The organism is Bacteroides helcogenes P 36-108 (assembly GCF_000186225.1).
In the GTDB taxonomy this organism is placed as follows: domain Bacteria; phylum Bacteroidota; class Bacteroidia; order Bacteroidales; family Bacteroidaceae; genus Bacteroides; species Bacteroides helcogenes.
The window spans coordinates 3,410,389-3,422,641 of record NC_014933.1; the positions used below are offsets into that span (position 1 = coordinate 3,410,389).

Genomic DNA, 12,253 nt, shown 5'->3' on the forward strand with positions numbered 1-12,253 from the left:
AATTTATCATGAGTCAACAAAAAAAACAATGGGGAGCTATCATTATTATGATTGCGCTCTTCGCAATGATTGCTTTCGTTACCAACCTCTGCTCGCCGATGGCAGTCATCGTAAAGAACGATTTCGGCGCCAGTAATGTGCTTTCTCAAATCGGCAACTACGGAAACTTTATCGCTTACCTTGTTATGGGTATTCCAGCCGGTATGCTCATTGCCAAGTTCGGTTATAAGAAAACGGCTCTTATCGGCTTACTCGTAGGAATTATCGGCATTCTTGTCCAATGGTTCAGCGGCCACGTAGGCAAAGAAAGCGCTTTCGTGGTTTATCTTATCGGTGCTTTCATCAGCGGTTTCACCATGTGTATCCTTAACTGCGTAGTTAACCCAATGCTGAACCTCCTTGGTGGTGGTGGAAATAAAGGAAACCAGCTTATCCAAATCGGTGGCGTCTTTAACAGTAGTGCTGCCGTAGCTGTATATATTATCATGGGGGCTTTAATCGGAGATGCTTCTAAAGCTCATATTGCCGACGCTACACCAGCATTGATGATTGCACTGGCAATTTTCATTATCGGTTTCATCGTCATCCTATTTACCAAAATCGAAGAACCTGAACAAGCTCCGGTAGATACCAGCCTTATCAAAGGTGCTATGAAATACCGCCACTTCGTTCTCGGTATTCTCGCCATTTTCCTGTATATGGGAATTGAAGTAGGAACTCCGACTTACATACTTCAATATCTGTCTTCAGCACCTGATGCAAGCACTCCGGGTTTAGGCATGGATGCCGGCATCGTTGGACTTATAGTTGCCGTTTATTGGCTGATGATGCTTGTAGGCCGTTTTGTCGGTGGCACTATTGGAGGAAAGATTTCAAGCAGAAAGATGATTACGGTGGTTTCCATCACCAGCCTCGTACTCGTAGCTTTCGGAATGTTTGCTCCTGTAGATGTCACAGTAAATGTTCCGGGCATAGATTGGGCTAAGTTAGAGCTTATTTGGGCGGAAGTGCCAGTGGGAATATTCGCATTTCTTCTTGTTGGACTGTGCACCAGTGTAATGTGGGGCGGTATATTCAATATGGCAGTCGAAGGGCTTGGCAAATACACTGCAATCGCCAGTGGAATCTTTATGACAATGGTATTCGGCTGTGCGGTTATGGTAGCCATCCAAGGTTGGTTGGCTGATCTTACCGACTACATGACCAGTTATTGGGTAGTGCTCTTCTGCGCCGCTTATATTCTGTTCTACGCTTTAATAGGTTCAAAGAACGTCAACTCGGAAAAATAACCCGACAAAAGGATTCTAATTATTTACCTTATAAAATATAAATATCATGGATATAGAGAACGTAAGAAGCCGTTTCATCAAACATTTTGACGGAACAACAGGAGCAGTTTATGCTTCTCCGGGACGTATCAACCTTATTGGTGAGCATACAGATTATAATGGTGGCTTCGTGTTTCCGGGGGCTATTGACAAAGGGATGATCGCAGAGATAAAGCCAAACGGAACAGATACCGTAAAAGCTTATTCCATTGACTTGAAAGATTACGTGGAATTCGGCTTGAAAGAAGAAGATGCTCCTAAAGCCAGTTGGGCAAGATATATTTTCGGAGTATGTCGGGAAATGATGAAACGTGGAGTAAACGTAAAAGGTTTCAATACAGCTTTTGCCGGTGATGTGCCTCTTGGCGCGGGAATGTCATCCTCGGCTGCATTGGAAAGCACCTATGCTTATGCTTTAAACGACTTATTCGGTGACAACAAAATAGATAAGTTTGAATTGGCAAAAGTGGGACAGGCTACAGAGCACAACTATTGTGGCGTGAATTGCGGTATTATGGATCAATTTGCTTCTGTATTCGGCAAACAAGGCAGCCTCATCCGGCTGGATTGCCGTTCACTGGAATATCAATATTTCCCATTCAATCCTAAAGGTTATCGTTTGGTTCTTGTTGACTCAGTTGTTAAACATGAACTGGCATCTTCAGCATATAATAAACGCCGACAAAGTTGCGAAGCAGCAGTTGCAGCCATTCAGAAAAAGCATCAGCATGTAGAATTCTTACGCGACTGTACAATGGAAATGTTGGAAGAAGCCAAAGCGGACATCAGCGCAGAAGATTACATGCGTGCCGAATATGTCATCGAAGAGATTCAACGTGTACTTGATGTTTGCGATGCGTTGGAGAAAGGTGACTACGAAACCGTAGGTCAAAAGATGTATGAGACTCACCATGGCATGAGTAAACTGTATGAAGTAAGTTGTGAAGAACTCGATTTCTTGAACGACCTTGCTTTTGACTGCGGAGTTACCGGCTCTCGTGTGATGGGTGGCGGCTTTGGCGGATGTACTATCAATCTGGTAAAAGATGAACTGTATAGCACATTCATAGAAAAAGCCAAAGATGAATTCAAAAATAAATTTGGCAGAAGTCCTAAAATCTATGATGTAGTCATTAGTGACGGCGCACGCAGATTGGAATAAATTTATTTCCCGCAATAATTAATATAGGACATTTTCCCTTATGGGAAAATGTCCTATGTGTTTTTATATGATTGTATTGCTAATTGCACATAAAGAGTTATCTTTGTACTGTTAAAATCAACAAACTCAAAGCAAATCCGCTTATATAGTAGTATCAAAACTAATAATAAACAATAATATGAATGACAACAGACTTATGAACCGTGCAGCGGATAATATCCGTATTCTCGCTGCATCCATGGTTGAAAAGGCCAATTCCGGACACCCCGGTGGCGCCATGGGGGGAGCTGATTTTATAAACGTGCTCTTTTCCGAGTTCCTTGTATATGACCCTGAAAATCCGGCATGGGAAGGCCGCGACCGTTTCTTCCTCGATCCGGGACACATGTCACCGATGCTTTATTCCACTTTGGCACTGGCGGGCAAATTCACGATAGATGAGTTGAAAGAGTTCCGTCAATGGGGAAGTCCCACTCCGGGACATCCTGAACGTGACATCATGCGCGGCATCGAAAATACTTCCGGGCCATTAGGACAGGGACATGCCTATGCAGTAGGTGCAGCCATAGCCGCCAAATTCATGAAAGCCCGTTTTGAAGAAGTGATGGATGAAACCATCTATGCATATATCTCTGATGGCGGCGTTCAGGAAGAAATTTCCCAGGGAGCCGGACGTATCGCCGGAGCACTTGGATTGAACAATCTCATCATGTTCTACGATGCCAATGACATCCAGCTTTCTACTGAAACCAAAGATGTGACTATTGAAGATACCGGCAAGAAATATGAAGCATGGGGATGGAAAATCATCACAATCAACGGTAATGATCCTGATGCAATCCGCAACGCTTTAAATGAAGCTAAAGCAGAAAAAGAACGGCCGACTTTAATTATCGGCCATACTGTCATGGGAAAAGGCGCACGCAAAGCAGACGGAAGCAGCTATGAAGCCAACTGTGCCACTCATGGTGCTCCCCTCGGCGGAGATGCCTATGTCAATACAATCAAAAACCTTGGCGGAGATCCCACCAACCCATTTATTTTCTTCCCCGAAGTGGCTGAACTATATGCAAAGCGCACTGCCGAACTAAAGAAAATCATGGCAGGGAAATATGCGGCCAAAGCCGCATGGGCAAAAGCCAATCCGGAAAAGGCCGCTAAGTTGGAGCTCTTCTTTTCCGGCAAAGCCCCTGAAGTAAATTGGGCGGCTATCGAACAAAAAGCTAACGTCGCAACACGCGCTGCTTCCGCTACTGTATTGGGAGCTCTTGCCACTCAGGTAGAAAATATGATTGTTGCATCCGCCGACTTGTCCAACTCAGACAAGACTGATGGTTTCCTGAAGAAAACCCATGCTTTTAAAAAAGGCGATTTCAGTGGAGCCTTCTTTCAGGCAGGCGTTGCCGAGCTGACTATGGCATGCTGCTGTATCGGTATGGCGTTGCACGGCGGTGTCATTCCCGCATGTGGAACCTTCTTTGTATTCTCTGACTATATGAAACCGGCCATACGCATGGCAGCCCTTATGGAAGTGCCTGTGAAGTTTATCTGGACACATGATGCCTTCCGTGTAGGTGAAGACGGACCTACTCATGAGCCGGTAGAACAGGAGGCACAAATACGCCTGATGGAAAAAATGAAAAACCACAAAGGGCATAATTCCATGCTTGTACTCCGCCCCGCCGATGCGGAAGAAACCACTATGGCATGGAAACTTGCTATGGAAAACATGGCTACTCCGACAGGATTGATTTTCTCCCGTCAGAATATTGCAAATCTGCCGGCCGGAAATGATTATACACAAACTGCCAAAGGAGCTTATATCGTAGCGGGTTCAGACGCAAATCCGGATATTATCCTTGTAGCTTCCGGCTCGGAGGTAGCGACATTGGTAGCCGGCGCCGAGCTGTTGCGCAAAGACGGCATCAAGCTACGCATTGTTTCCGTTCCGTCCGAAGGCTTGTTCCGCAGTCAGGTTTTAGGCTATCAGGAGAGCATTATCCCCGGCAACATTAAGGTATTCGGCTTGACAGCCGGCCTGCCTGTAAATATGTCAGGACTGGTAGGCAACAATGGCAAAGTATGGGGATTAGAATCTTTCGGTTTCTCCGCACCTTATAAAGTGCTGGACGAAAAGCTTGGCTTCACGGCCGAAAACGTGTATAAACAAGTAAAGGAGATGTTGCAATGAAAACAATAGGAATTTGTTCTGACCACGCTGGATATGAACTGAAACAATACGTAAAGACATGGCTGGAAGCCAAAGACTGGGAATACAAGGATTTCGGCACTTATTCGCCGGAAAGTGTGGACTATCCAGACTTTGCCCATCCGTTAGCTTTGGCCGTTGAGGCGGGAGAATGCTATTCGGGAATCGCAATCTGTGGCAGTGGAAATGGCATCAGCATGACGCTGAACAAGCATCAGGGTATTCGTGCCGCTTTATGCTGGACACCTGAAATTTCAGGTCTGGCACGTCAGCACAATGATGCCAATGTGCTCGTAATGCCAGGACGCTTCATCACCAACCAAGAGGCGGACAGCATCATGGAAAGATTCTTCTCTACCCCGTTTGAAGGCGGACGCCATCAACGGAGAATCGAGAAAATTCCTGTATAAAGAACAAGCAAAGCGAACAAAAAGCTGTTCATAAAAACATAAGAGGCTCTATTCTCCCTAATAAGCCTCTTATGTTTCAACAATACTTCTCCAAATATAACTGAGATACATGTAAAATCGAAGGCTACAAGCTAAAAAAGACATGGCTTGACAATAGATATATTTTTAGGCGATTGGATGCACGAGCAAAGGTTTTTATAGAATATGTTACTGCCGAGAAAGCATGGATTCCGGTTGATGCTCCAAATTATCTGATGATAAACTGTTTTTGTGTATCAGGACAAGAAAATAACATTCCATTAAGAGTAATAAAGTTAGAAACAATGGATGCACCTACCCCTGCTACCATTTTAAACTTATCGCATTCTCAATTACCGACGACATCTACGGCTTCTTCACTACCATGAATATTTGCAATGGCCTAATTCATGCCAAGTCAGATTATCTTTTACTGCCATAAACAGTTTCCATTGCCCCGAAGAACAATTCTTGCCGCTAAGCGAACTAATATTTTCTTCACTAAGAAATAATCGTCCGACAATTGTCGAATATCGTCCCATATCTGTTGCATTATCGTCCGACAATTGTCGGACGATAATGCAACAGATATGGGACGTAGAGTTTTCAACGGACAGAGATATAAATTATAGTAATACAAGAAGTAATGCCTGGGAAGAAAATTTTAGTTCACAATGAATATCCCTTTTCTTTTGCCTTTTTATCGCGTCCCTTTTCTTATTTTTCACACAGAAGATGCATATCGTCTTTAAATAAAAACTATCTTTGTAGTTCAATAATCCAGAACTCAGAATGATATGGAGCAACTTAATACCATAAAAGAGCTTATCAATCAGGGAAATGTAGAGCAAGCCATCCAACAGCTTGACCAAATATTACAAACAGATCTTCCTGAGAAGGATAAAGCCTATTATCTGCGAGGGAATGCATACCGCAAGCAGGGCAATTGGCAACAAGCATTGAACAATTACCAATATGCTATCGACCTTAATCCGGAAAGCCCTGCCCGACACGCCCATAAAATGGCAATGAACATTCTGAACTTCTTCAATAAGGATATGTACAATCAATAAAATAAATACGTGAATTATGGCAAAAGTCAAAGGAGCAATCGTTGTGGACACTGAGCGTTGCAAGGGCTGCAACCTGTGCGTGGTAGCTTGTCCGCTTAAGGTAATAGCCCTCGCCAAAGAGGTAAATATGAAAGGGTATAATTATGCCCAGCAAATAATAGAAGATACATGCAACGGATGTTCATCCTGTGCAACCGTATGTCCTGACGGATGTATCTCCGTATATAAGGTAAAAGTTGAATAAAATCAAAAGAATATGGCAGAAGAAGTTGTATTAATGAAAGGAAACGAAGCCATTGCCCAGGCAGCTATCCGTTATGGAGTGGACGGTTACTTCGGTTATCCTATTACACCCCAATCAGAGGTATTGGAAACTCTCGCTGAACTGAAGCCGTGGGAAACAACCGGTATGGTGGTATTACAGGCAGAAAGTGAAGTGGCAGCTATTAATATGGTATATGGCGGCGCCGGAAGTGGAAAAATGGTAATGACCTCCTCCTCCAGCCCCGGAGTTAGTTTGAAACAAGAAGGCATTTCTTACTTGGCAGGCGCCGAGTTACCTTGTTTGATTGTAAATGTAATGCGCGGGGGACCGGGTTTAGGAACTATCCAGCCAAGTCAGGCAGATTATTTTCAAACGGTAAAAGGTGGAGGTCATGGTGACTATCGCCTGATTGCACTTGCTCCTGCTTCGGTACAAGAGATGGCAGACTTCGTAGGATTGGCATTCGACCTCGCCTTCAAGTATCGTAATCCTGCAATCATACTTGCCGATGGCGTTATCGGTCAAATGATGGAAAAAGTAGTTCTTCCCACACAAAAGCCACGACGCACCGATGCGGAAGTTATCGCACAATGCCCGTGGGCCACAACCGGAAAAACCAATGACCGCAAGCCCAATATCATTACTTCTCTTGAGTTGAAGCCCGAAGAAATGGAAAAGAATAATATCCGCTTCCAAGCCAAATATAAAGAGATTGAAGAAAATGAAGTACGTTTTGAAGAAATCAATTGTGATGATGCCGAATATCTGATTGTAGCCTTCGGCTCTATGGCACGTATCGGCCAGAAAGCGATGGAGATGGCACGCGAAGAAGGAATCAAAGTAGGCATACTCCGCCCCATCACATTGTGGCCATTCCCTACCAAAGCCATTTCCGCCTATGCCAACAAAGTGAAAGGCATGCTTGTAACCGAGTTGAATGCGGGGCAAATGATTGAAGATGTCCGTCTTGCCGTAAACGGCAAAGTGAAAGTAGAGCATTTCGGCCGCCTCGGTGGTATCGTGCCTGACCCTGACGAAATAGTAGCTGCATTAAAAAATATGTTGGCATAATTAATGTGCCAATGTGCTTATTAAATTTATTATTATGAATCCTGATAAAATAAGAAGCGTACTGAACATCCTATTTATGATACTTGCCCTTGCTGCCATCATTATATACTTTGTGGCGAAAGATGACTTCAAACTATTCATCTACGTCTGCGGTGCGGCGATATTCATCAAACTGATGGAGTTCTTCATACGATTCACTAATAGATAAGGAGAAGTGATTATGACAAAAGAAGATATTATCAAACCTGAGAATCTGGTTGCAAAAAAACCGACTCTTATGAACGATAATCCCATGCATTATTGTCCGGGATGTAGCCACGGCGTAGTTCATAAACTGATTGCCGAGGTAATTGAAGAAATGGGACTGGAAGACAAAGCAATAGGTATCTCCCCCGTGGGATGCGCCGTGTTTATCTACAATTATATAGATATTGACTGGCAAGAGGCTGCGCATGGGCGTGCGCCCGCACTGGCCACCGCCATAAAACGCCTTTGGCCTGACCGATTGGTATTTACCTATCAGGGGGATGGTGACTTGGCCTGCATCGGCACTGCCGAAACCATTCATGCATTGAACCGTGGAGAGAACATCACCATTATTTTCATCAACAATGCCATTTACGGCATGACCGGCGGACAGATGGCCCCCACTACCCTTGTCGGCATGAAAACCTCCACAAGCCCTTATGGACGCGATGTACATCTGCATGGATACCCGTTAAAAATGGCTGACATTGCAGCCCAACTGGAAGGAACAGCTTACGTTACCCGCCAAAGTGTACAGACCGTCCCGGCCATCCGAAAAGCCAAAAAGGCGATCCGCAAAGCATTCGAGAATTCTATGGCAGGAAAAGGCTCCAACCTTGTAGAAATAGTTTCTACATGTAATTCCGGTTGGAAGATGTCTCCCGAAAAGTCAAACACATGGATGGAAGAACACATGTTCCCATTTTATCCATTGGGTGACCTGAAAGATAAATAATTATGCTAAAGACAGAAAAACAATGAAAGAAGAGATCATAATAGCAGGCTTTGGTGGACAAGGTGTATTGTCCATGGGAAAGATTTTGGCATACTCCGGGCTAATGGAAGGTAAGGAAGTTACTTGGATGCCGGCCTACGGACCGGAACAACGCGGTGGCACAGCCAATGTAACCGTTATTGTGAGCGATGATAAAATTTCCTCGCCCATCCTCAGCAAATATGACGCTGCCATCATCCTGAACCAACCCTCATTGGAAAAGTTTGAAAGCAAAGTCAAATCAGGCGGTGTGCTGATTTATGACGGTTATGGCATCATAAATCCGCCTACCCGCAAGGACATACATGTATATCGCATTGACGCCATGGATGCCGCCAATGAAATGAACAATGCCAAGGCATTCAATATGATTGTGTTGGGAGGCTTACTGAAACTCAAACCAATGGTCACATTGGACAGTGTACTCAGAGGCCTAAAGAAAACACTTCCCGAACGCCACCATCACCTGATACCTATGAACGAGGAAGCAATTAAAAAAGGTATGGAACTGATCCGGGAAATGAAATAAACCTTTGACATCAAGAGTACCCACACATTCTTGATTATTCAAGAAGCTGTCTGAAAAATTAAATACAAACTTTTTTCAGACAGCTCTTTATTTTACTACCCTATATACCAATTATTATAATTGTAGTGAATGCATCGTAGAAAAAAGCGCAAGACTTCTTTTAAAAGAAGCAAAAAAGGCTGATTTGAGTTCACAAATAATATTTTATTGTATCTTTGCGCCTAATTATGAGACGAATCGTACTGACATATATACTCTTATCTGTTATAGGGATACTGGGTGCAAGAGCACAACGCACCCTTAATTCAACTGCGAATAACCGGGATCAGTTTGGCAATCAGGTTGACCCCAATACACAACCGGACAATCTACAAGACAGCACAGAAGTTCAAAGTCTTCCACCTAAACTCTATATGTGGCAACTAAGTGAAACCTTGGGAAACCGTACCATCATGCCCGCCGATACAGCCAATCTAAATTTTCAGAACAGTAATTTAGTAGAAGGGGAATTCGGACATTACAACTATTTAGGAAACTTAGGTTCACCACGCCTTTCACGCCTATTCTTTGAACGAAAAATGCAAGAACCGACCATTTTTATGGAACCGTTCTCTTGTTTTTATTTCCGCCCTGATCAGGTAAAATTTACAAACAGCAATATTCCCTATACCAATCTGACCTACTACAAAGCCGGAAATAAAGTAAATGGCGAAGAAAGATTCAAGTCTTATTTTTCAGTCAATGCTAATAAAAGGTTGGCATTCGGTTTCAACTTTGACTATTTGTATGGACGCGGTTACTATGCAAATCAATCAACTTCCCATTTCAATGCAGGATTGTTTACCAGTTATATAGGTGAAAAATACCAGATGCAGGCTGTTTACAATCATTTTTTCTTAAAAATGAATGAAAACGGTGGCATCACGGACGATCGATATATAACCCGACCTGAAGAAATGGAAAGTACAAATGGTAGTCAGTATATCCCTGTTCATTTGGAACGGAGCGCTAATCGCAATAAGAATTTCTATATCTATTTGACACAACGTTACCGATTAGGCTTCAAGCGGGAAAGCAATAAGATTGAAAATAAAAAAGCCCCCGGCAGAAAACCGTTAAACGACAGTATTCCTATCAACAGCAAAGATACTGTCACAACAGAAGAATTTGTACCTGTCACCAGCTTTATCCATACAATCAAAATAGAACGGTCACGCCATCAATTCAGTTCCAATGAAACCTCTCAGGATTTTTTTCCGGAAAAGTACTATCTACACAAGAACCAGAGCAATGACTCTACCACAGCTTTCAGTGTTAAGAATGTTTTGGGCGTAGCCCTTCTGGAGGGTTTCAATAAATATGCAAAGGCTGGACTGACAGCTTACCTTTCCCATAAATTCAGCAGATATGACCTGATGAATGTGGATACACTCTCAGACATGCGGCGTATCCGCTATACGGAACAAGAAGTATTCCTCGGTGGAGAACTTGCCAAGCGACAAGGCAAACTGCTGCATTATAATGTAAACGGGGAAATAGGACTGCTCGATAAGGCGATCGGACAATTCCGGGTGAATGCTGATTTAGACCTAAATTTTCGCCTTGGAAAAGACACAGTAAATTTTTTCGCACGAGGCTCGGTCAGCAACACACTTCCCTCATTCTATATGCGCCATTATCATTCCAATCATTACACTTGGGATAATGACAATATAGATAAGGAATTCCGCACGCGCATAGAAGGCGAACTGAACATTGCCCGTTGGGGAACAAACCTGCGTGCCGGACTTGAGAATATAAAGAACTATACCTACTTTAACCAAAATGCCACGCCTGAACAAAGTGGTGGCAATATACAAGTGCTGTCGGCCACACTGAAACAAAATTTCCACTTAGGTGCTTTCCATTTGGATAATGAAGTGACTTGGCAGAAGGCAAGTAACACAACAATACTTCCATTACCAGAAATCTCACTATACCACAACTTCTATATATTAGCCAAACTGGCAAAGAAGGTATTGACGGTACAATTGGGAGCTGATGTCAGATATTTCACAAAATACTATGCTCCGGCCTATGCACCCGGCATCCAGCAGTTTCACTTGCAATCCACAGACGATCAGGTAGAAATAGGCGGTTACCCTATCGTAAACGTTTATGCCAACCTGCACCTGAAACGGACACGCATCTTCGCCATGATGTATCATGTAAATGCAGGTATGGGTAACAACAAATATTTTCTGACCCCCCACTATCCTATCAACCCACGCTTATTCAAGATTGGTATTTCGTGGAATTTTTATGATTAAATTCTCTCCTGACTATGAAAAGAGCCAAGCTACTGAAATATGTCATATTAGGGATTATCACCACACTCATAGCAACTTTCTTATTGAAAAAGGAAGAAAAACGACAGGGGCATCCCAGAGATTATGAAGGAATAGCCACCGAAGGCATTATTCACGCTGCAACAGAATATAATTCCATCAGTTTTTATGTAGATGGCGATACTGTTTCCGGCTTTCACTATGAACTCATTGAAGCTTTCGCCCGTGATCACGGCCTGAAAGCGGCCCTATCACCGGAAATGAGTTTCGGCAAACGCCTGGAAGGGCTGAGTGAAGGGAAATATGATGTAATAGCACACGGAATTCTCGCCACAAGTGAGTTGAAAGACTCCTTGTCACTTACCATTCCCATCATATTGAACAAACAAGTCTTAGTGCAACGCAAAGCACGCTCTGCTTCAGATTCGCTATTTATCAGAAATCAATTGGATTTGGCCGGTAAAACATTGCATGTAATCAAAGGTTCGCCTGCCATACTCCGCATCCACAATCTTGGAAATGAAATCGGTGACACCATATTTATAAAAGAAATTGATCAATATGGTCCTGAACAATTAATTTCATTAGTGGCCCACGGTGACATTGATTATACCGTATGTGATGAAAGTATCGCACGTGCGGCGGCAGACAGTATACCACAGATAGATATCAGCACTGCCATCAGTTTCACGCAATTCTACTCATGGGCAGTAAGCAAAAAATCCCCCGCCCTACTGGATAGCCTCAACACCTGGCTAAAATCATTCAAAAAAGGGAAAGAGTATAAAGAAATCTACAAACGCTACTATCGTGCAAAGCACGACAGCAGCAGGTAGCACA

The 12,253-nt window shown here is 43.4% G+C and carries 12 protein-coding genes and 1 pseudogene; all 13 read left to right on the plus strand.

Annotation, left to right across the window (positions count from 1 at the left end; genetic code table 11):
- Window positions 1-8 precede the first annotated feature (8 nt).
- The 13 genes and pseudogenes from BACHE_RS14135 (at window position 9) to BACHE_RS14190 (ending at window position 12,249) form a co-directional block, all read left to right on the plus strand.
- Window positions 9-1,289, plus strand: a complete 1,281-nt coding sequence (locus tag BACHE_RS14135) for an MFS transporter (RefSeq protein WP_013548387.1) — start codon at window positions 9-11, stop codon at window positions 1,287-1,289.
- 46 nt (window positions 1,290-1,335) lie between these two features.
- Window positions 1,336-2,490, plus strand: coding sequence for a galactokinase (gene galK, locus BACHE_RS14140; protein ID WP_013548388.1), 1,155 nt, complete (start codon window positions 1,336-1,338; stop codon window positions 2,488-2,490).
- Between the two features lie 178 nt (window positions 2,491-2,668).
- A complete protein-coding gene (locus BACHE_RS14145; RefSeq protein WP_013548389.1) occupies window positions 2,669-4,681 on the plus strand; it encodes a transketolase family protein in 2,013 nt (670 codons plus the stop codon).
- Window positions 4,678-5,109: a ribose 5-phosphate isomerase B gene (gene rpiB, locus BACHE_RS14150; RefSeq protein WP_013548390.1), complete on the plus strand. Its 432-nt coding sequence runs from the start codon at window positions 4,678-4,680 to the stop codon at window positions 5,107-5,109. The genes BACHE_RS14145 and rpiB overlap by 4 nt, the downstream gene beginning before the upstream one ends.
- 119 nt (window positions 5,110-5,228) lie before the next feature.
- Window positions 5,229-5,393: pseudogene (locus BACHE_RS17870) on the plus strand (GNAT family N-acetyltransferase); the annotation flags it as partial.
- Between the two features lie 531 nt (window positions 5,394-5,924).
- Entirely contained in the window at window positions 5,925-6,200 is a 276-nt protein-coding gene (locus BACHE_RS14155; protein ID WP_013548391.1) for a tetratricopeptide repeat protein, read from the plus strand.
- A 16-nt stretch (window positions 6,201-6,216) separates the two neighbouring features.
- Window positions 6,217-6,444, plus strand: a complete 228-nt coding sequence (locus BACHE_RS14160) for a 4Fe-4S dicluster domain-containing protein (RefSeq protein ID WP_013548392.1) — start codon at window positions 6,217-6,219, stop codon at window positions 6,442-6,444.
- Window positions 6,445-6,456: 12 nt separating this feature from the next.
- On the plus strand, window positions 6,457-7,536 hold the full coding sequence (locus tag BACHE_RS14165) for a 3-methyl-2-oxobutanoate dehydrogenase subunit VorB (RefSeq protein ID WP_013548393.1): 1,080 nt from the start codon (window positions 6,457-6,459) through the stop codon (window positions 7,534-7,536).
- A 34-nt stretch (window positions 7,537-7,570) separates the two neighbouring features.
- The gene (locus BACHE_RS14170; RefSeq protein WP_013548394.1) at window positions 7,571-7,744 is read left to right on the plus strand and encodes a hypothetical protein; all 174 of its coding nucleotides are present in this window, start codon (window positions 7,571-7,573) and stop codon (window positions 7,742-7,744) included.
- Between the two features lie 12 nt (window positions 7,745-7,756).
- Window positions 7,757-8,518, plus strand: coding sequence for a thiamine pyrophosphate-dependent enzyme (locus BACHE_RS14175; protein WP_013548395.1), 762 nt, complete (start codon window positions 7,757-7,759; stop codon window positions 8,516-8,518).
- Between the two features lie 22 nt (window positions 8,519-8,540).
- On the plus strand, window positions 8,541-9,086 hold the full coding sequence (locus tag BACHE_RS14180; RefSeq protein ID WP_013548396.1) for a 2-oxoacid:ferredoxin oxidoreductase subunit gamma family protein: 546 nt from the start codon (window positions 8,541-8,543) through the stop codon (window positions 9,084-9,086).
- A 227-nt stretch (window positions 9,087-9,313) separates the two neighbouring features.
- Window positions 9,314-11,395 carry a putative porin gene (locus tag BACHE_RS14185; protein WP_013548397.1) on the plus strand — a complete coding sequence of 694 codons (2,082 nt, stop codon included), beginning with the start codon at window positions 9,314-9,316 and terminating at the stop codon, window positions 11,393-11,395.
- Window positions 11,396-11,409: 14 nt separating this feature from the next.
- A complete protein-coding gene (locus tag BACHE_RS14190; protein ID WP_013548398.1) occupies window positions 11,410-12,249 on the plus strand; it encodes a transporter substrate-binding domain-containing protein in 840 nt (279 codons plus the stop codon).
- Window positions 12,250-12,253: the final 4 nt, after the last annotated feature.